The sequence below is a fragment of the Curvibacter sp. GW821-FHT09D12 genome (assembly GCF_059416245.1).
Genome location: NZ_JBWKOU010000003.1, coordinates 205,755 through 226,794, shown reverse-complemented (window position 1 = coordinate 226,794; position 21,040 = coordinate 205,755). Strand labels below are relative to the sequence as shown.

The 21,040-nt window shown below is 67.9% G+C and carries 16 protein-coding genes; 15 read left to right on the top strand and 1 reads right to left on the bottom strand.

Features of this window, described 5'->3' with window-relative positions:
• Positions 1 to 184 precede the first annotated feature (184 nt).
• Positions 185 to 1,594: an aminotransferase-like domain-containing protein gene (locus AC07PT_RS05900; RefSeq protein WP_494656106.1), complete on the bottom strand. Its 1,410-nt coding sequence runs from the start codon at positions 1,592 to 1,594 to the stop codon at positions 185 to 187.
• Between the two features lie 239 nt (positions 1,595 to 1,833).
• Between AC07PT_RS05900 and AC07PT_RS05895 the strand changes: the two genes are divergently transcribed.
• The 15 genes from AC07PT_RS05895 (at position 1,834) to AC07PT_RS05825 (ending at position 20,949) form a co-directional block, all read left to right on the top strand.
• Entirely contained in the window at positions 1,834 to 3,459 is a 1,626-nt protein-coding gene (locus AC07PT_RS05895) for an ABC transporter substrate-binding protein (protein WP_494656105.1), read from the top strand.
• Positions 3,460 to 3,567: 108 nt separating this feature from the next.
• The gene (locus tag AC07PT_RS05890) at positions 3,568 to 4,509 is read left to right on the top strand and encodes an ABC transporter permease (RefSeq protein ID WP_492345500.1); all 942 of its coding nucleotides are present in this window, start codon (positions 3,568 to 3,570) and stop codon (positions 4,507 to 4,509) included.
• Between the two features lie 21 nt (positions 4,510 to 4,530).
• A complete protein-coding gene (locus tag AC07PT_RS05885; RefSeq protein WP_494656104.1) occupies positions 4,531 to 5,403 on the top strand; it encodes an ABC transporter permease in 873 nt (290 codons plus the stop codon).
• Between the two features lie 14 nt (positions 5,404 to 5,417).
• Entirely contained in the window at positions 5,418 to 7,103 is a 1,686-nt protein-coding gene (locus AC07PT_RS05880) for a dipeptide ABC transporter ATP-binding protein (RefSeq protein WP_494656103.1), read from the top strand.
• Between the two features lie 27 nt (positions 7,104 to 7,130).
• Positions 7,131 to 8,618, top strand: coding sequence for a M81 family metallopeptidase (locus AC07PT_RS05875; protein ID WP_494656102.1), 1,488 nt, complete (start codon positions 7,131 to 7,133; stop codon positions 8,616 to 8,618).
• A gap of 46 nt (positions 8,619 to 8,664) precedes the next feature.
• Complete coding sequence (locus AC07PT_RS05870; protein ID WP_492345496.1) at positions 8,665 to 10,071, top strand: amidase; 1,407 nt, start codon at positions 8,665 to 8,667, stop codon at positions 10,069 to 10,071.
• A 20-nt stretch (positions 10,072 to 10,091) separates the two neighbouring features.
• Entirely contained in the window at positions 10,092 to 10,829 is a 738-nt protein-coding gene (locus tag AC07PT_RS05865) for an AzlC family ABC transporter permease (protein ID WP_492345495.1), read from the top strand.
• Positions 10,819 to 11,160 carry an AzlD domain-containing protein gene (locus AC07PT_RS05860; RefSeq protein WP_492345494.1) on the top strand — a complete coding sequence of 114 codons (342 nt, stop codon included), beginning with the start codon at positions 10,819 to 10,821 and terminating at the stop codon, positions 11,158 to 11,160. The genes AC07PT_RS05865 and AC07PT_RS05860 overlap by 11 nt, the downstream gene beginning before the upstream one ends.
• A gap of 46 nt (positions 11,161 to 11,206) precedes the next feature.
• Positions 11,207 to 12,733: a M81 family metallopeptidase gene (locus AC07PT_RS05855; RefSeq protein ID WP_494656101.1), complete on the top strand. Its 1,527-nt coding sequence runs from the start codon at positions 11,207 to 11,209 to the stop codon at positions 12,731 to 12,733.
• A gap of 212 nt (positions 12,734 to 12,945) precedes the next feature.
• Positions 12,946 to 13,791: a creatininase family protein gene (locus AC07PT_RS05850; protein ID WP_494656100.1), complete on the top strand. Its 846-nt coding sequence runs from the start codon at positions 12,946 to 12,948 to the stop codon at positions 13,789 to 13,791.
• A 30-nt stretch (positions 13,792 to 13,821) separates the two neighbouring features.
• Positions 13,822 to 15,114 carry a YncE family protein gene (locus tag AC07PT_RS05845; protein ID WP_494656099.1) on the top strand — a complete coding sequence of 431 codons (1,293 nt, stop codon included), beginning with the start codon at positions 13,822 to 13,824 and terminating at the stop codon, positions 15,112 to 15,114.
• 69 nt (positions 15,115 to 15,183) lie between these two features.
• Positions 15,184 to 16,002 carry a type I methionyl aminopeptidase gene (gene map / locus AC07PT_RS05840; RefSeq protein ID WP_494656098.1) on the top strand — a complete coding sequence of 273 codons (819 nt, stop codon included), beginning with the start codon at positions 15,184 to 15,186 and terminating at the stop codon, positions 16,000 to 16,002.
• Between the two features lie 55 nt (positions 16,003 to 16,057).
• Positions 16,058 to 18,652: a [protein-PII] uridylyltransferase gene (locus tag AC07PT_RS05835; protein ID WP_492345487.1), complete on the top strand. Its 2,595-nt coding sequence runs from the start codon at positions 16,058 to 16,060 to the stop codon at positions 18,650 to 18,652.
• Between the two features lie 251 nt (positions 18,653 to 18,903).
• Positions 18,904 to 19,311: a response regulator gene (locus AC07PT_RS05830; protein ID WP_492345486.1), complete on the top strand. Its 408-nt coding sequence runs from the start codon at positions 18,904 to 18,906 to the stop codon at positions 19,309 to 19,311.
• Positions 19,312 to 19,557: 246 nt separating this feature from the next.
• Entirely contained in the window at positions 19,558 to 20,949 is a 1,392-nt protein-coding gene (locus tag AC07PT_RS05825; protein WP_492345485.1) for a GntP family permease, read from the top strand.
• Positions 20,950 to 21,040 lie beyond the last annotated feature (91 nt).

Genomic DNA, 21,040 nt, shown 5'->3' with positions numbered 1-21,040 from the left:
GGGCGGCCTGTTTGGGTGGAGCTGCAGGGGCTGGGGGCAGAACGGCCGGTCGCTGAATGGGACCGGCCCGCCCTGACCCGAGCGGTGCGTGGAAAACCCGGCATTTTAGCGTGTGGGCGGCCAACCCACCCGATCAGGCGGTCGCTGCGCCCTCTTCCCCTCCCCGGCCTGCACGCCAGCCCCTTCAGCGGCGCACAGCACGCTTCACCTCCTGGCTCAGGAAGCGGTACAGCCTGGGGTCGTGGGCATAGGCCACATTGAAGCGCAGCCACGGCGTGGGTTTGAGATCGGGCCGGAACAGGTTGCCGGGGGCCAGCATCAGCCCTTCGGCCACGGCGCGCTGTGCCACGGCCTGCACATCCACCCCATCGTGCCCCAGGCCGGCCCACACAAACGGCCCGCCCTGGGGGCGGGTGAACAGCACCATGCCAGCCGCCTCAAGGCCGTCACACACCTGCCGCTGGGCCTGCGCGAGGCGCTCGCCCAGGCGCGACAGATGGCTGCGGTAATGCCCGTCCACCAGCACGGTGTGCACCAGCTTCTCGGTCAGTTCAGAGCTCGTCAGACTGCCCAGCATCTTTTGGTAGACCAGTTTTTCGGCCAGGTCTTCACTCACCGCCGCAAAGCCCACCCGCAGGCTGGGGGTGATGGTCTTGGAGAAGCTGCCCACATAAGACACCCGGCCCAGCGGCGCCAGGGCGGCCAGATTGACCGAACCGGGGGGGTCCAGGCCGGCCATCACCTCGTTTTCCACCACATGAAAATCGTGCTGCTCGGCCAACTTCAGCACCTGAGCCGCCACGGTGGGCGAGCATTGGCTCCCGGTGGGGTTGTGCAACGTGGTCGTGGTGAAAAAGGCTTTGGGCCGGTGCCGCTGGGCCAGGGTGGCCAGCGCCTGCACGTCGGGGCCGTCCAGCCGGCGCTCCACCCCGATCAGCCTCAGGTCCATGGCCCGCAGCGCGGCAAAGAAGTTGGTGGCCCCCGGCGAATCGACCAACACCGTGTCGCGCGGCCGCAGCAGGCAGCGCCCCAGCAAGGCCAGGGCCTGGGTGGCGCCATGGGTCAGTACCAACTGATGCGGGTTGGCCTGCACCCCCCGGGCCGCCAACTGGGTCTGGATCTGTTGCCGCAGCGGCAGGTAGCCATGCGCCGTGCCGTAATGGGCCAGCCCGGCGGGGCTCTTGCGCGCCAGGCTGGCCAGTGCCTGGCGCACGCCCTCCAGGTGCAGCCAATCCGGGGGCAACCATCCGCAGCCGGCATTGAGCAAGGCACTGTCGTCTTCGAACACGCGCTGGATCAGCCACAGCGAATCCACCTGGGTACGGCCCACAAAGGGGCGATGGCGGGGCTGCGCCTTGGCCGGCGCCGCCACGTAGTAGCCGCTGCCGCGACGGGCCTCCACATAGGCTTCGGCCACCAGGCGCTGGTAGGCATGGGTGACGGTCATGGTGCTGATGCCCTGCTCGCGCGCCAGGCCTCGCACCGAGGGCAGGCGCGTGCCCGGGCGCAGGCTGCCCTTGTCGATGAGGGCGGCCATCGCCTCGAACACCTGGCGCACCAGCGGCGTGGCGCTGTCGGGCTGCAAGGTGATCATCGTGGTGCACCCTGGTACAGCCCAGCCGCGCGTGCCTGAAAACGGTGCGCCAAAGGTCTGCTGCTGGGGCGTGCGGGCGCGCTTCGTGTGCGTACTGTGCTGATCTTCATGGCCCCAACTGTACATAGTCAATTGGTATCGGACGTGACTAAATACCCCCATCGCTGATGACGACCCTGCGCAGAGTGCCCAGGCCCCAGCGCCGCCCGTCCCCCTTGCCACCGAACAGGAACCTGTCCATGCCCCTGCCACTGCACAAAGCCTTGTCCGAACGTTCCTTCAACAGCGCACGTCGCCGCCAATGGGCCGCCGGCCTGCTGCTGGGCCTGGCCGCCGCCGGCACCCACCTGGGGGCCCTGGCCGACACCAAGACGCTGCGCATCATCCCGCACTCGAACGTCACGGTGCTCGACCCGATCTGGACCACCGCCTACATCTCGCGCAACTTCGGCTACATGATCTATGACACCCTGTTCGGCACCGACCTGGATGGGCGCATCAAGCCGCAGATGGTCGAGAAATGGAGCGTGTCCAAGGACAACAAGACCTGGACGTTCAAGCTGCGCGACGGCCTGGAGTTCCATGACGGCAAGACCGTCACCAGCGAAGACGTGGTGGCCTCGCTGACCCGCTGGGCCAGCCGCGACACGATGGGCGGCCAGCTGGCCAAGGCCCTGGACCACTACGAGATCCCCGACGCCAAGACCTTTGTGCTGGTGCTCAAGGAGCCCTTCGGCCTGGTGCTCGAAGCCCTGGGCAAGCCCTCAGCCAATGTGCCGTTCATCATGCCCAAGCGTGTGGCCGACACCCCGGGCGACACCCAGATCAAGGAGACCATCGGCTCCGGCCCCTACACCTTCAAGGCTGACGAGTACCGCCCCGGCGAAAAAGTCGTGTTTCTGAAGAACGCCCGTTACAAGCCCCGCGCCGAGGCCCCTTCGGGCACCACGGGTGGCAAGAACGTGTATGTCGACCGGGTCGAGTGGGTGATCGTTCGCGATGCCCAGACCCAGATGAATGCCCTGATCAACGGCGAGGTCGACATCCTGGAGCAACCGGCCTTCGAACAATACGCCACCTTGCGCAGCAACCCTGACCTGACCCTGGTCGATGCGCAACCCGCGGGCAACCAGTTCATCTTCCGCTTCAACTTTCTGCACGCGCCCTTCAACAACGAGAAGATCCGCCGCGCCGCCATGCTGGCCATGGGCCAGGAGGCCTTCCTCAAGACCCAGGTGGGTGCGCCCGGGATGTCGCGTTACTGCAAGAGCATGTTCCCCTGCGGCACGCCCTTTGAATCCGATGCCACCGGTGAGTACACCGGCATCGCCAACCCGGCCAAGGCCAAGGCCTTTCTGGCCGAGGCCGGTTACAAGGGTGAACCGGTGGTGCTGATGCGCCCCACCGACCTGGGTGCCATTGCCAAGTTGCCCCTGGTGGCCAAGCAGCAACTGGAGCAGGCGGGCTTCAAGGTCGATCTGCAGACCATGGACTGGCAGACCCTGGTGGCCCGCCGCGCCAAGAAAGACCTGCCCAGCGCCGGCGGCTGGAACGCCTTCATGACGTCCTGGACCGCCTCCGACATCCTCAACCCGCTGACCATGGCCATGATGAATGCCGCTGGCGACAAGGGCTGGTTCGGCTGGCAGGACGACCCCGAGCTGCAGAAGATCAAGCTGCAGTTCTCCCAGGCCAGCACCGACGCCGACAAAAAGAAGCTGGCCCAGGCCGCCCAGTTGCGCGCCTTCGAGACCGTGACGCACGTGCCCGTGGGCCAGTACAGCCAACCTGCCGCCGTGCGCAAGGGCATCACCGGCCTGGTGCCCGCCGGCGCCCAGGTGTACTGGAACATCAAGAAGCCCTGAGCCGGGCCCCGCTCGCCCGCCAGCTTGCCTGCCCGACAGGCCCGGCCTGCGCCTTGCCTGCAAGGGGCGCGGCCGGCGCCGGGGCGACTGTTTTCCGGAGATTTCCTGATGCTTTCATTTTTGGCCAAACGACTGCTGGCCACCCTGCCGGTGTTGCTGGTGGTGGCCGTGGCGGTCTTCATGATCGTGCGCCTCACGCCGGGCGACCCGGCCGCCGTGATCGGTGGCAACAGCGCCACCAGCGAAGACCTGGACCGCATCCGCACCCAGCTCGGCCTGACCCAGCCGCTGTGGCAGCAGTTCCGCCTGTGGGGCGGAGCCGTGCTGCAAGGCGACCTGGGCCACTCTTTCTTCATGAACAAGCCCGTGGTCGAGCTGATCGCCCAGCGCATGGAGCCCACCCTGTCGTTGGCCGCCGGCACCTTGCTGCTGGCCATCGTGCTGGCCCTGCCCCTGGGCACCCTGGCGGCCTGGCGCATGGGCAGTTGGCTGGACAAGGCCGTCATGGCGTTCTCGGTGGCCGGCTTCTCGGTGCCGGTGTTCGTGGTGGGCTATGTGCTGATCTATGTGATGGCGCTGCAACTGCACTGGTTTCCGGTGCAGGGCTACCGGCGGCTGGAGTCCGGCCTCTGGCCCTGGCTGCACCAGCTGATCCTGCCCTGCCTGACCCTGTCGGTCACCTATGTGGCCCTGCTGGCCCGGGTGACCCGGGCCGCGGTCAGCGAGGCCCTCACCGAGGACTACATCCGCACCGCCCGGGCCAAGGGCATCACCGAGTTGGCCGTGTTGACCCACCACGCGCTGCGCAACGCCGCCGTGCCGGTGGTCACCGTGATCGGCGTCAGCGCGGCCTTGCTGCTGGGCGGCGTGGTGGTGACCGAGACCGTGTACGCCATCCCCGGCCTGGGGCAGCTCACGGTGGACGCCGTCCTGAACCGCGACTTTCCGGTGCTGCAGGGCGTGGTGCTGTTCTTTGCCCTGGCCTATGTGCTGATCAACCTCCTGGTCGACCTGAGCTACCTGTTCCTCGACCCGCGCATCCGTTACTGACCCTCCTTCCCCGGATCTCCCATGAGCAACTGGAACAAACTCTGGCGCAACAGCGCCGTGCGCCTGGGCTGCGCGGTGTTGGCCGCCTTGCTGCTGCTGGCTGTGCTGGCCCCGTGGCTGGGCACTTTCGACCCCTCGGCCATGGACCCCAGCTTCATCTCGGTGCCTGCCGGCACCCGTGGCGAAGTCACCCTGCCCGACGGCCAGACCCTGCAGCATGTGTTCTGGATGGGCAGTGACAACTTTGGCCGCGACATCTGGAGCCGCGTGCTCTTCGGCACCCGCGTTTCGCTGGGGGTGGGGCTGTGCACCGCTGTGCTCGCCATCACCGGTGGCTGCCTGCTGGGCATGCTGGCGGGCTACTTCCGGCCCGTGGATGCGGTGGTGATGCGCCTGGTGGACGGCATGATGGCCATCCCCGCCGTGCTGGTCGCGATCACCCTGGTGGCCATGCTCGGGGCCAGCCTGCCCACCGTGATCCTGGCCATTGCCGTGCCCGAAATCCCACGGGTGACCCGGTTGGTGCGCGCCCTGGTGATGGGCCTGCGTGACGAGCCCTTTGTCGAGGCGGCGCGGGCCCTGGCCTCGTCCAACCTCACCATCCTGTGGCGCGACATCCTGCCCAATGCGCTGGCCCCGCTGATCGTGCAGGGCACCTTCATTGCGGCTTCCGCGGTGCTGACCGAGGCCATCCTGAGCTTTCTGGGCCTGGGGCTGCCGGCCGACGTGCCCACCTGGGGCAACATCATGGCCGAAGGGCGGGTGCAGTTTGCCCAGAGCCCGGGCAATGTGATGTTTCCGGCGCTGTTCCTGGTGCCCACCGTGCTGGCCATCAACCTGCTGGGCGACGGCCTGCGCGACGTGCTGGACCCCAAGTTCTCCAAGCGAGCCTGAGCGAGCCCCCTGCCATGAACACCTTGACCTCCCCCACCCCCGTCTTCCTGGATTCGGCACCGCCCCCGGTGCCCCGGCCCGCCGAAGTGATCCTCGATGTGCAGGGCCTGCAGGTGGCCCTGCCGGCCGACGCCGACCGCCCTTTTGCGATTGAGCACCTGGACGTGCGCATCGAAGCCGGCCAGACCCTGTGCATCGTCGGCGAGTCGGGCTCGGGCAAGTCCGTGCTGGCCACCACGGTGATGGGCCTGCTGGCCAAAGGCCTGAGCGCCACCCAGGGCCAGATCCGCCTGGCCGGCGAACCCCTGATGGACCAGGCCCGACTGGCCCCCGAATCACGCCTGCGCGCCTGGCGCGGCACCCGCATGGGCATGGTGTTCCAGGAGCCCATGACCGCGCTCAACCCCGTGCACAGCTGCGGCGAGCAGGTGGACGAGCTGCTGCGCACCCACACCCAGTGGCCCGCGCACGAGCGCAAGGCCCACATCCTGGCCATCTTCGACCGGGTGCGCCTGCCCGATCCCAAGCGCATCTACGACAGCTACCCGCACCAGCTCTCGGGCGGCCAACGCCAGCGCATCGTGATCGCCATGGCCATCATCCTGAAGCCCCGGCTGTTGATCTGCGACGAGCCCACCACGGCCCTGGACGTGACCACCCAGGCCGAGATCCTGCGCCTGATCGCCGAGCTGCAAGTGGAACAACGCTCGGCCGTGCTCTTCATCACCCACGACATGGGCGTGGTGGCCGAGATCGCCGACCAGGTGATGGTGATGCACCGCGGCCGCGTGGTCGAGCAAGGCCCGGCCGAGCAGGTGCTGCAGGCACCGCGCGAAGCCTACACCCGCATGCTGCTGGACGCCGTGCCCGGCATGACCCCGCCCCCCCCGCGCGAACTGCCCGGTGGGCGTGCCCTGCTCAGCGCCACCGGCGTGGGTAAGACCTATGTGCGCCGTGACTGGCTGGGCCGGGCCAAGCCCAACACCGCGCTGCGCGATGCCAGCGTGGCCGTGCATCGGGGCGAGACCGTGGGCGTGGTGGGCGAGTCGGGTTCGGGCAAATCCACCTTTGCCCGCTGCATGATCCGCCTGATCGACCCCAGCGAAGGCAGCATTCTGTGGGGCGAGACCCCGGTGCAGGGCCTGCCCGAGGGGCGGCTGCGCCCCCTGCGATCGCGGGTGCAGGTGGTGTTTCAAGACCCCAACCGCTCGCTGAACCCGCGCCGCACCGTGGGCTCGTCGCTGATGGAGGGGGCGATGAATTTCGGCATGGGCGAGCGCCAGGCCCGCCAGACCGCCGAAGAGCTGATGGACCGCATCCAGTTGCCCCGCACCGCGCTTGACCGCTACCCACACCAGTTCTCGGGCGGACAGCGGCAGCGCCTGGCCATTGCCCGCGCCGTGGCCTGCCAGCCCCAGGTGCTGGTGGCCGACGAGGCCGTGTCGGCCCTGGACGTGTCGGTGCAGGCCCAGATCCTGTCCCTGCTGCGTGAAATCCAGGCCGACCTGGGCCTGGGCATCCTGTTCATCACCCACGACCTGCGGGTGGCGGCCCAACTGTGCGACCGCGTGATCGTGATGAGCCAGGGCGAGATCGTCGAGCAAGGCCCCACAGCCCAGGTGTTCCAGCAGCCCGCCCACGACTACACCCGCCGCCTGCTGGCCGCCGCCCCCCGGGCCGAGCTGGCCCACCGGGGCTGAATCCCTCCGCCCTACAGGACCCCCACCATGCGACTTCTGCTGGCCCAGTTCAAGCACGAGACCAACACCTTTTCACCGGTGCCCACCCCGTTGGAGCGCTTCTACCGTGCTCTGCCGGCCGATGCTGACCAGGCCAGCCTGCTGGCAGCCTACCGAGGCACCGGCCTGGCGCTGGGCGGCTTCATCGACGTGGCCGAGCGCGTGGGCGCCGAGGTGGTGATTGCCACCGCCGCCGAGGCGCAACCCAGCCGCCCCACCGACGACGCCACCTACGAGCGCATCAGCCAGACCATCTTGTCGCGCGTGGCGCGGGGCGGCTTCGATGCCGTGCTGCTCGACCTGCACGGTGCCATGGTCACCGAATCGCTGGAAGACGCCGAAGGCACGCTGCTGCGCCGCCTGCGCGAGATCGACCCCGACATCCCCGTGGGCGTCACCCTGGACATGCACGCCAATGTGTATGAAGACATGGTGCGCCACGCCACCGTGATCACCGGCTACCACACCTACCCCCATGTGGACATCCATGCCGCCGGTGTGCGGGCTGCCGAACTGATCCTGCGCACTTTGAGTGGCGAGATCCGCCCCGTGATGCAGTGGGGCCAGGCCCCCATGCTGCCGCACGTGATGCGCCAGGGTACACACGCCGAGCCCAATCGCTCGCTACAGGCGCGCTGCCAGGCCCTGGAGGCCGGCGGCGAGGTGCTGGCCGCCTCGGTGTTTGTGGGCTTTCCGCACGCCGACATCAGCCAGGCCGGCCTGAGCGCCGTGGTCTGCACCGACGCACGGCCTGAGACAGCCCGCGGGCATTGCGACGCCCTGCTGACCCAGGCCTGGGAGGCCCGCGAGGGCTTTGTGTTCCACCCCACCCCGCTGGCCGAAGCCGTGGCCCGGGCCCAGGCCTGCGCCATCGGCCTCGGCGGCCCGGTCGTGCTGCTGGACCATTGCGACAACTCGGCCTCGGGCGGCTCGATGGACACCACCGAGGTGCTGGCCGAGGTGCTGCGCCAGGGCCTGGACGAGGCCGTCTTCTATGCGATATGGGACCCCCAGGCCGTGCAACAGGCGCTGGCCGCCGGCATCGGCAGCGAGATCACACTGAGCCTGGGTGGCAAGACCGCCATGCCAGCGCTGCGCCGTGACAGCCCACCCCTGAGCGTCACCGGTCGGGTCAAGCTGGCCTTTGACGGGCGCTTTCGCAACCGCGGGCCCATGTACCAGGGCGTGCAGACCCGGCTGGGCCCCACCGTGGTGCTGGCCGTGGGCGGCCTGGAGATCGTGCTGATCTCCGAGCACCAGGAGCCGTTTGACCTGAACTGCCTGTCCAGCGTCGGCGTCGATCCGCTGCAAAAGCGCTTTGTCATCCTCAAGAGCCGGGTGCACTGGCGCGCCGGCTTTGGCGACCTGGCCCGTGAGGTGATCGAGTGCGACGGCCTGGGCGTGACCACGTCCGACTACGGCGCACTGCAATTCAAACGGGTGCGCCGCCCGATCTACCCGCTGGACCCGATGTAAGTACCCCGTCCTTTCCCGATTTTCTCCACCTCAGGACCCCTGACCCATGAGTGAACTCCACGCCCTTTCCGCCTCCGCCATGGTGGCGGCCTACCGTGACGGCAGCCTGTCGCCGGTCGAAGTGACCCAGGCCGTGCTGCAGCGCATCGAGCGTTGCGAGCCCGTGCTGTGCGCCACCTATGCGCTTGATGCCGATGCCGCACTGAGCATGGCGCGCGCTGCCGAAGCCCGTTGGCGTGCCGGTACCCCCATCAGCGTGGGCGGTGTTTGCATCGACGGCGTGCCAGCCACCATCAAGGAAAACATCGCCACCCGCGGCGTGCCCGTGCCGGTGGGCACCGCCGCCAGCCTGCCGGTGCCCGCTGCGGCCGATGCGCCGCCCGCGGCTCGCCTGCGTGAGGCCGGTGCCGTCTTCGTGGCCAAGACCACCATGCCCGAGTACGGCATGCTCTCGTCAGGCCTGTCGAGCTTCCATGCCCTGGCCCGCAACCCCTGGAACACCGCGATGAACCCCGGCGGCAGCAGTGCCGGCGCGGGCGCGGCGGGTGCCGCAGGCTACGGCCCGCTGCACATCGGCACCGACATCGGCGGCTCGGTGCGCCTGCCGGCCGCCTGGTGCGGGCTGGCCGGCCTCAAGCCCAGCCTGGGCCGGGTGCCGATCGACCCGCCGTACATGGGCCGCTGCGCCGGCCCCATGACCCGCACCGTCACCGATGCGGCCCTGATGATGGCCGTGCTGTCGCGCCCCGACCCACGCGACCCCATGAGCCTGCCGCCGTCCGACATCCCGTGGCTGTCGCTGCAGCGCGAACTCAAGGGGCTGCGCATCGGCCTGTTGCTGGAGGCCGGCTGCGGCATGCCGGTGTCGCCCCAGGTGCAGCAGGCCGTGGTGGCGGCGGCCCGCCTGTTCGAGCAGGCCGGTGCGGTGATCGAAACCCTGCAGCCCTGGATGAGCAACGAGCTGCTGCATGGGGTGGACCGCTTCTGGCGCATCCGCTCGGGCGTCGATGTGCAGGCCCTGCCGCCCGAGCGCCGCGCCAAGGTGCTGCCCATCGTGCGTCAGTGGGCCGAAGGCGGCCTGGGCTTCAGCGGCGAGCAGGCTTTCGAGGCCTACAGCATGACCTTCAAGACCCGCGCCACCACCGTGGCCGCCACCCAGCCCTACGACTACGTGCTGTCGCCGGTTTCGCCCAACACCAGCTTTCCGGCCGAATGGGCGTACCCGACCAACAACGTCAATGAGGCCATGGACCACATCGGCTTCACCCTGCCTTTCAGCATGAGCGAGCAGCCCGCTGCTTCGGTGAACTGCGGCTACGACAGCCATGGCGTGCCCATCGGCCTGCAGATTGCCGGGCGCCGCTTTGACGACCTGGGCGTGCTGCAGATGGCCCGCGCCTTCGAACAGATGCGCCCGGCCCAACGGCCCTGGCCGCACATCGCGGAGGCCTGATGCGCCGCTGGCGGCCTGCCTTGACCCTTTGGCCCGCCTGGCTCGGCCCACGCACCGTGAGGCACGCGCTGGCGGGGGTGCGGGCCGTCACCGGGCCGGCCACCGGCACGGCCGCCATGGGCCTGGTGGCGGGCGTGGCCATGGCCCAAAGCGGCCTGCCCATGGCGGTGTTGTTGCCCATGTCGCTGCTGGTGTATGCCAGCTCGTCCCAACTGGCCTGCCTTCCGCTGATGGCCAGCCAAGCCCCGTTGTGGCTGGTGGGGGCCACCGCGGCCGTGCTGAACCTGCGCTTCGTGGTGTTCAGCGCCGAATGGAGCCGCTACTTCCACCACCTGAGCCGACCGCAGCGCGTGGCCTTGTCCTACTTTGCCGGTGACCCGATCTATGCGCTGTTCACCCAGCGCCACCCCCTGCCCGGCCACAACCGCCGGCAACGCCGCCGCGAGGTGGCCTTCTACCTCGGCCTGGCGCTGAGCAACTGGGCGGTGTGGCAGCTCTCATCCGGGGTGGGCCTGCTGCTGGCCGACCAATTGCCCGGCGCCAACAGCCTGCGCTTTGTGGCAATCCTGGCCTTGCTGACCCTGACCCTGCCCATGGTCAAAGACCGCCCCACCCGCGTGGCCGCTTTCGCGGCCTGTGCCGTGGCCCTGCCGGCCCAGGCGCTGCCACGCGGCCTGCCGGTGCTGGTCACCATGCTGGCCGCCATGGCCGCGGGTCTGCTGGCCGAACACCGCCGACCGAGGCCCCATGCTCGATGACCCCGAACACAGGGGCTGGCTGGCCGTGGCCCTGCTGGTGCTGATCACCGTGCTGACCCGGGCCTTTTTTCTGCTGCCCGGCCAGCAACCCCGCCTGCCGGGCTGGCTGCGCACCTGCCTGCGCTTTGCACCACTGGGCGCCTTGCTGGCCATGGTCGTCCCTGAGGTGGCGCTGAACCAGGGCCAGTGGGTGCCGCAATGGCAGGATGCCCGCTGGTGGGCCTGCGCCGCCGCCCTGCTCACCTACTTCGGGGGCCGGCGCAACATCAACCACGCCTTGTTTGCCGGCATGGGCGTGTTGCTCGGCCTGCACCTGGCCCTGGGCTGGTAGCCGCCTGCCCAAAGCCTCAACCCCTCCCTGCCCACTGCGAAACACCATGAACATCCTGATCGCCGGCTTTCAGCACGAGACCAACACCTTCGCCCCCAGCCCGGCCGACTGGGCCGCCTTTTTGCGCGGCGACGGCTTTCCGGCCTACAGCGAAGGGGCCGACATGCTTCGCCGCTTCACGGGCAGCAGCCTGCCCATCGGCGGCTTCATCAGCGAGGCCCAGGCGCGGGGCTGGGCCTTGCTGCCCGCCTGCTGGGCGGGGGCCACGCCTTCGGCCCAGGTCAGCGACGAGGCGTTCGAGCGCATTGCCGGCGCCATCGTCGAGGCGGCCCGCCAGGCCCTGGCCGGCCCGGGCCTGCAAGCCATCTACCTGGATCTGCACGGCGCCGCCGTCAGCGTTGCCTTCGAAGACGCCGAAGGTGAATTGCTCAGACGCCTGCGCTCGCTGGTGGGCGATCAACTGCCCATCGTGGCCAGCCTTGATTTGCACGCCAACGTCAGCGCCGACATGTTGGCGCTGGCCGACGGCCTGGTGGCCTACCGCACCTACCCGCATGTGGACACCGAAGCCACCGGCCGCCTGGCCGCCCAGTTGTTGGAGCGCCGCCTGCAGGCCGGCCAACGCCTGCCGATGGCCTGGCGCCGCGTGCCCTTCCTGATCCCGATCAACGCCGGCTGCACCCTGATCGAGCCGGCCGCGTCCTTGTACGCGCAACTGCCCGAGGTGGATGCCCGTCAAGCCACCCTGAGCAGCATCGCCATGGGCTTCCCGGCCGCCGACATCGCCTGCTGCGGCCCCTGCGTGTGGGCCTATGGCGAGCACGCCGAGGCGGTGGTGCAAGAACTGTGGACCCAGCTTTGCCAGCCGCCCCAGCGTTGGCGCGTCAGCCTGCCCGAACCCCTGGCTGCGGTGCAGCAGGCCCTGGCACTGGCCGAACACGCCAGCGCCCCGGTGGTGATCGCCGACACCCAGGACAACCCCGGCGCAGGGGGTGACAGCGACACCACCGGCATGCTGCATGCCCTGCTGCAGGCCGGCGCCGGCCAACGCTACCCCGGCCAGGTGGCGCTGGGCCTGCTGTACGACCCCGAAGCCGCCGCGGCCGCCCACCGGGCCGGCCTCGGCGCCCGTCTGTCCCTGAGCCTGGGCCGCCAGGTCACCACCCTGCCCGGCCAGCTCAGCGACCCACCCGTGCAGGCCGTGGTCACCGTGCGCGCCCTGTTCGAGGGCAGCGTGCGCCTGCTGGGCCCCATGATGCACGGCGTGCTCACTCGCCTCGGTCAGGTCGCCTGTCTGGAGCTGGACGGTGTGCTGATCGTGGTCGCCAGCGGCAAATGCCAGATGCTGGACCGCGAGCTGTACCGTTGCGTGGGCATCCAGCCCGAGGCCATGAAGTTGCTGGTCAACAAAAGCTCGGTGCACTTCCGCGCCGACTTCACACCCATCGCGTCCCACATCCTGGTCACCCGCGCCCCAGGCCCCATGCCCGCCGACCCGGCCAGCCTGCCCTGGACGCGGCTGGGGGCGGGAGTATCAGCGGGGATACCAGACGTGCTGACGGACGTCGCTTGAAGGGCCAGGGCCCTGAGGACGCATGTCGCTGCCGAGCACCCACCAGCACAACGTGTCGTCATTTCCTCAAAATGAGAACATGTCGTGGGCTCATGTCGTCCGCGGCGACATGACAGCACGGGCCACACTTCTGCCGTCTGATACCCACCCTTCACCGCCTCTTGACATACTGAACACATAATTCCTCATCTCGCATTGCCACCGCCGCCCGAATGCCCTTTCGTCGCCCTTCCCGTGCTTCCCACACCCTGGCCTGCCTGGGCCTCATGGCCTTGCTGGCCGGCCCGCTGGGGCCGATGGCCCAGGCGGCAGAGCCAGACAGCCCTTTTCTGGAAGACCTGAGCAGCCCCGAGTTGCAGGCCCGCCTCGATGCGGGCACGCGCACGGTGCTGATCCCCATCGGCGGCACCGAGCAGAGCGGGCCGCAGATGGCGCTGGGCAAGCACAACGTGCGGGTGCATGTGCTGGCCGGTCAGATTGCCCGGCGCGTGGGGCACACGGTGGTCGCCCCGGTGTTGGCCTATGTGCCCGAGGGCAGCATCCACCCGCCGGCCGGGCACATGCGCTTTGCGGGCACGATCTCGATCCCCGAGCCGGCTTTTGAGGCCGTGCTGGAGGGCTCGGCGCGCAGCTTTCGGCAGCATGGTTTTCGCGATGTGTTCTTTCTGGGTGACCACGGGGGCTACCGCAAGAACCTGGAGCGGGTGGCCGAGCGCCTGAACCAGGCCTGGGCCCGTGACGGCGGCCCGCCGGCCCGAGTGCATGCCCTGAGCGAGTACTACCGCGTGACCCAGACCGCCTACGTGGCCGAGTTGAAGCAGCGCGGCTTCAGCCCGGCCGAGATCGGCGAGCACGCCGGCCTGGCCGACACCTCGCTGATGCTGGCCACCGACCCGGCCCTGGTGCGCACCGACACACTGGCCAGCCCGGGCGCCCGCGACCGGGCCCGGGGCGTGACCGGCGACCCGCGTCGCGCAAGCATTGCGCTGGGTCAAGTCGGGGTGCAGCAAATCGTGGAGACTTCGGCCGCAGCGATCCAGGCGGCCATCAAGCCCTGAGCCGCCTCTTTTTTCTGGAGTGTTCTTCTCATGTCCCTCGGGAAAGTCTTTGCCCGCAACGCCGTTGGTTTGGCCGTCAGTTCGGCTGTCATCGTGATGGGCCTGCTGGCCAGCGGGGTGCAGGGGGCCGACGCGGTCGGCAAGAATGGCGCGGCCAAGCCGGCGACGGTCAACACCGTGCCCGGCATGCCGCCGGTGCCCAACCCGGCCAATCTTTACAGCGAAACCGCTGCTGACCACATGGCCCCGGCCGTGCGCGACGATCTGGAGCGCATCTATGTGCCCAATCTGCGCTCCAACGATGTGTATGTGATCGACCCGGCCAAGATGAAGGTGGTCGACAAGTTCAAAGTGGGGCCAGCCCCACAGCACGTGGTGCCTTCGTGGGACCTGCGCACGCTGTGGGTGGCCAACAACGCCGAGCGCCGCACCGATGGCAGCCTGACCCCGATCGACCCGCGCACCGGCAAGCCGGGCAAGGAGATCCTGGTCGACGACCCCTACAACGTGTACGCCACGCCCGATGGCGCCTCGCTGATCGTGGTGGCCGAGGCCAAGCACCGGCTGGATTTTCGCGACCCCAAGACCCTGGCCCTGCAATACGCCATCGATGTGCCCAAGTGCGGCGGCATCAACCATGCCGACTTTTCGATCGACGGGCGCTACGCGATCTTCACCTGTGAGTTCCAGGGCAGCGTGGCCAAGATCGACCTGGGCAAGCGTGAGGTGCTGGGCTACCTGAAGCTGCAGATGCCCAAGACCCGCTTCAAGGACGGGCAAAAGCTCAGCGATCCCAATGTGTCGCCGATGGAGACCGAGGTCTGCTCGGCCACCAAGGGCATGCCGCAGGACATTCGCATCTCGCCCGACGGCAAGCATTTCTACGTGGCCGACATGGAGGCCGACGGCGTGCATGTGCTCGACGGTGATTCGCTCACCGAGGTGGGCTTCATTGCCACCGGGGTGGCCGCGCACGGGCTGTACCCGAGCCGCGACGGCAAGCAGTTGTATGTGGCCAACCGGGGCTCGCACCGCATCCACGGCCCGCGCAAAAGCCCGGGCAGCGTGACGGTGATCGACTTTGCCACCGAAAAGGTCACGGCGCAGTGGCCGATCCAGGGCGGCGGCAGCCCCGACATGGGCAATGTCAGCGCCGACGGCAAGTGGCTGTGGCTGTCGGGTCGTTTTGACGACGTGGTGTACCGCTTTGACACCCAAAGCGGCGCCGTGGCCCAGATCAAGGTGGGGCAGGAGCCCCATGGCCTGGCCGTGTGGCCGCAACCTGGCCGCTATTCGCTGGGCCACACCGGCAACCTGCGCTGATACCGGCAGCCTGGGGCCGGCCAAGGCCGTGCCCCGACGCGGCTATTCTCAGGTGGGATAATCCGCGTCATGAGCATCACCTACAAAAACGCGGAAGAGATCGAGGGCATGCGCGTGGCCTGCCGCCTCGCGTCCGAGGTTCTGGACTACCTGACCCCCTTCGTCAAACCCGGCGTCACCACGCTGGAGATCGATCGCCTGGCCCATGAGTACATGGTCAATGTGCAGGGCACCAAGTCGGCCACCGTCGGTTACCAGCCCCCCGGCTACCCGCCCTACCCGGCTTCGCTGTGCACCTCGCTGAACCATGTGGTGTGCCATGGCATCCCCAATGACAAGCCGCTCAAGAAGACCGACATCATGAACATCGATGTCACCGTGATCACCGACAAGGGCTGGTACGGGGACAACAGCCGCATGTACGTGATGCCCGACGCCTCGATCGCGGCCAAGCGCCTCAGCGCGCTGACCTTCGAGGCCATGTGGATCGGCATCCAGCAGGTCAAGCCCGGTGCCCGCCTGGGCGACATCGGTCACGCCATCCAGAAGTTTGCCGAGGGGCATGGCTTTTCGGTGGTGCGCGAGTTCTGCGGCCACGGCATCGGCCAGCGCTTTCACGAAGAGCCCCAGGTGCTGCATTACGGCAAGCCCGGCACGCTCGAAGAACTGAAGCCCGGCATGACCTTCACCATCGAGCCCATGATCAATGCCGGCAAGCGCGAAGTGAAGTCGCACGGCAACGACGGCTGGACCATCGTCACCAAAGACCACAGCCTGTCGGCCCAATGGGAGCACACCATCCTGGTCACCGAAACCGGCTATGAGGTGCTGACGCTGTCGGCCGGCAGCCCGCCGCTGCCGGGCTTCATCACCACCACCAAGACCTGAGCCTCAGGCTCTCGTCCCGTTTTCGCCCCGTTCACCCCGCGCCGCCCGCCCCGCCATGACCGACCTCCAGGCCTTGCGCCAGTCCTACAAAGAGCAGAAAGCGGCTCTGTTGCAGCAACTCCAGACCGAGGGCGCCACCACCCGGGGCATCCACGGCTTGCTCACCCGGCTGGCCCGGCTGGTCGATGACCTGCTGGCCGAGCTGTGGCGGCGCGCTGGATTTCCGCCCGCTTTTGCGTTGGCTGCCGTGGGCGGCTATGGGCGCGGCGAGCTGTTTCCCTATTCGGATGTGGACGTGCTGGTGTTGCTGCCCGACAGCGTGGTGGCGGACAGCGAGCCGGAGCTCAAATCCCGGCTCGAGGCCTTCATCGGCTCTTGCTGGGACGTGGGCCTGGAGATCGGCTCCAGCGTGCGCACCCTGAGCGAGTGCGTGGCCGAAGCGGGCAAGGACGTCACGGTGCAGACCTCGCTGCTGGAGGCCCGCCTGCTGATCGGCCCGACCGATCTGTTCACGGCCTTCCAGCAGGCCTTCCGGGCCCATCTGGATGCCCAGGCCTTTTTTGTTGCCAAGAGCCTGGAACTGCGCCAACGCCACAACAAGTCGGAGAACACGCCCTACTCGCTGGAGCCCAACTGCAAAGAATCGCCCGGTGGCCTGCGCGATCTGCAGACCATTCTGTGGGTGGCCAAGGCGGCCGGCTTTGGCGACACCTGGGACGACCTGGCCGCCAAGGGCCTGGCCACGCCGTTCGAGGTCCGTCAGATCAAGAGCAACGAGGCCTTGCTGAGCCTGATCAGGGCCCGCCTGCACGTGGTGGCCAAGCGCCGCGAAGACCGGCTGGTGTTCGACCTTCAGACAGCGGTCGCCGAGACTTTTGGTTACCAGTCGCATGCACCCGATGGCTCGCGCCTGGCCGTGCGGGCCAGCGAGGCCCTGATGCGCCGCTACTACTGGGCCGCCAAGGCGGTGTCGCAGTTGCACCAGATCCTGATGCTCAACATCGAAGAGCGGCTGCACCCCAACACCCACGAGCCGCGGCGCATCAACGAGCGCTTCTTCGAGAAGGCCGGCATGATCGAGGTGGCCAGCGACGACCTGTACCTGAACCAGCCGCACGCCATCCTCGAAACCTTTTTGCTGTACGAGACCACGGTGGGCCTCAAGGGCCTGTCGGCCCGCACGCTGCGCGCCCTGTACAACGCCCGCCATGTGATGGACGGGGCTTTCCGCCGCGATCCGGTGAACCGCCGCACCTTCCTGAGCATCCTTCAGCAATCCGAGGGCATCACCCACGCCATGCGCCTGATGAACCAGACCTCGGTGCTGGGGCGTTATCTCTGGGTCTTCCGCCGCATCGTGGGCCAGATGCAGCACGACCTGTTCCACGTCTACACCGTGGATCAGCACATCCTGATGGTGCTGCGCAACGTGCGCCGCTTCTTCATGGCCGAACACGCGCACGAATACCCTTTCTGCTCGCAACTGGCGGCCGGTTGGGACAAGCCCTGGATCCTTTACACGGCGGCGCTGTTCCATGACATCGCCAAGGGCCGAGGGGGCGACCACTCCGAGCTGGGGCGTGCCGAGGTACGCCGTTTCTGCCGCGACCATGACATTGCGAGTGATGACAGCGAGCTGATCGAGCTGCTGGTGGGTGAACACCTCACCATGAGCCGCATTGCCCAGAAAGAAGACCTCAGCGACCCCGAAGTGATCCAGGCCTTTGCCAAACGCGTGGGCAACGAACGCAACCTGACAGCGCTGTACCTGCTGACGGTGGCTGACATCCGCGGCACCAGCCCCAAGGTCTGGAACGCCTGGAAAGGCAAGCTGCTGGAAGACCTGTACCGCTACACGCTGCGCGTGCTGGGCGGCCGCGCCCCCGACGCCCGCGCCGAGATCGAGGCCCGCAAGCGTGAGGCGCTGGTGCAGCTGGCCCTGTACGCACTGCCCCACGAGGTGCAAAAGCCGCTGTGGGACACGCTGGACGTGAGCTATTTCATGCGCCACGACGCGGGCGACATCGCCTGGCACACCCGGCAGCTGTCGCGCCACGTGGCCTCGCTCGACCCCATTGTGCGGGCCCGCCAGTCGCCGGTGGGCGAAGGCATGCAGGTGCTGGTCTACACCGCCGACCAGCCCGACCTGTTCGCCCGCATCTGCGGCTACTTCGATCAGGCCGGCTTCAGCATCCTGGACGCCAAGATCCACACCACCTCGAATGGCTACGCCCTGGACACCTTCCAGGTCGTGACCCAGATGCTGCCCGAGCACTACCGCGAGCTGACCAGCATGGTGCAAAGTGAACTGGCCCGCACCCTGACCGAAGCGGGTCCCCTGCCCCCCCCCAGCCGGGGCCGGGTGTCGCGCCGCGTCAAGAGCTTTCCGATTGCCCCGCGCATCGACCTGCGCCCTGACGAAAAAGCCCAGCGCTGGTTGCTCAGCATTTCGGCCAGCGACCGCCTGGGCCTGCTGTACATGGTGGCCCGGGTGCTGGCCCAGCACCACATCAGCCTGCAGATGGCCAAGGTCAGCACCCTGGGCGAGCGGGTGGAGGACACCTTCCTGATCCAGGGCCCCGAACTGCAGCAGAACCGCAAGCAGATCGAGATCGAGACCGAGCTGTTGAAAGCCCTGGGCACGGTCTGAAACCAAGCCGTCAGCGGCCGGGCAGCCCCCTGCACGGCTGACGGGCGCCGCGGAGTGCCTTGGCCCTGTCCTGGCGCAATGGCGCGTCCGGACATCGATGCCCTCCTACAGGGCGTGCCGTCTGTGGCCTGCACAGCCCCTTCGGGGACTGCATCAAACTGCAACAAATCCTTCCGACAGCCCAGGTCCGCCCAGCCACGGCGCGGCACGCGGTGGGATGGCCCATGCAGCAGCAGCCCCGAAAGATCGCCATGAACGCAGTCCCCCAGCCCCTCGAAACGCCAGGCCCCCCAGTACGGCCCCGACGGCGTGTGTTGCTGGTCGAGGACAACGCTTTCATCATCGAACTGCTGCGGCTGGTGCTGCACCAGCACAGCGAGGTGCTGCTGGCCGCCGACGCCGCCTCGGGCTGGGCCCTGGCTCAGCGCGAACAGCCCGACCTGGTGATCACCGACCTGTGCTTTGGTGCCGGCATGAGCGGCCACGACTTGCTGCAGGCGATGCGGGCCCACGCCCTTCTGGCCGACACACCGGTGCTGGTCATCTCGGCCCACGCCAGCCAGGCCGACATTGAGACCAGCCTGGCCTTGGGGGCCCAGGCCCACATGGGCAAGCCTTTCAGCCCTCTGCGCCTGCTGCGCTGGCTGGAGGCCTTGTAGGCCGCCACCCACACCAGCGGGACTGAACAGCGCGCTGAGCCAAAAACGCAAATAACACACGCTCACAAGCGACGCCCAGGCCGACGGCTTCCTGATCCCACAATCTGCCCCCCACCTTTGGACCGTCGCGCCCCACAGCCCGACGGTCTCTTCATATCGACTGGAGACAGACACCGTGACCCCCACCCCTTTCTGTGCCGCGCTGCAATCCGCGCAGGCTCACAAGCTCGCCCTGCGGAGGACCGCATGAGCTTTTTGATCATTTTGCTTTCGCTGGTTTTGCTGATGTTCGTGGCCTACCGCGGCCTCAGCGTGATCCTGTTTGCGCCGGTCTGCGCGCTGTTGGCGGTGCTGCTGACGGATCCCACCCTGGTGCCACCGCTGTTCAGCGGCATCTTCATGGACAAGCTCGTGGGCTTTGTACAGCTGTACTTCCCGGTGTTCCTGCTGGGCGCCGTGTTTGGCAAGGTGATCGAGCTGTCGGGCTTTTCCAAGTCCATCGTGGCAGCCGTCATCGGGCTGCTGGGGCGCGAGCGCGCCACCCTGTCCATCGTGGTGGTGTGTGCGCTGCTCACCTACGGCGGCGTGTCGCTGTTCGTGGTGGTGTTCGCGGTCTACCCGTTCGCAGCCGAAATGTTCCGTCAAAGCGACATCCCCAAGCGCCTGATCCCGGGCACCATCGCGTTGGGCGCCTTCACCTTCACCATGGATGCGCTGCCGGGCAGCCCGCAGATCCAGAACATCATCCCCAGCACCTTCTTCAAGACCAATACCTGGGCCGCGCCCTGGTTGGGCGTGGTGGGCACGGTGTTCATCCTGGTGACCGGCCTGGCCTACCTCGCCTGGTGCCGTCGTCGTGCACGTGAGGCCGGCGAAGGCTATGGCAGCGGCCACAGCAACGAACCCGAACCCTATGCCGCCGAAAAGCTGCCCAACGCCTGGCTGGCCCTGGCGCCCTTGCTGGTGGTGGGGGTGATGAACAAGGTGTTCACGGTGCTGATCCCGCAGTTCTACGGCGCGGTGCACACCGCAGCCCTGCCCACCATGGCCAAGCCGGTGGTGACCGACGTGAGCAAAGTGGCGGCCATCTGGGCCGTCGAGGCGGCGCTGCTGATGGGCATCCTGACCGTGGTGGTGTTTGCCTGGGGCCCGGTGAAGAAGCGTTTCGCCGATGGCACCAAGGCCGCCGTCGGAGGGGCCCTGCTGGCCGCCATGAACACCGCATCCGAGTACGGCTTTGGCGGCATCATCGCCGCCCTGCCCGGCTTCACGGTGGTGGCCGATGCCCTGCGGGCCATCCCCAACCCGCTGCTCAATGAGGCCATCTCGATCTCGGCACTGGCCGGCATCACCGGTTCGGCCTCGGGGGGCATGAGCATTGCGCTGGCCGCGATGTCCGACACCTTCATCCAGGCCGCCAACGCAGCCCACATCCCGCTGGAAGTGTTCCACCGTGTGGCCGCCATGGCCAGCGGCGGCATGGACACCTTGCCGCACAACGGCGCCGTGATCACGCTGCTGGCCGTCACCGGCCTCACGCACAAGACCTCGTACAAGGACATCTTCGCGATCACCCTGATCAAGACGGCCGCCGTGGGCGTGATCATTGCCACCTACTACCTGACCGGCCTCTATTGAGACCTGAGATCTGAGATCTGAGATCTGCGACCCGAAAGCCGCAGCCCGGGGCCCACCCCGGCGCTGCGCCAACAAAACAAGACACCGGAGA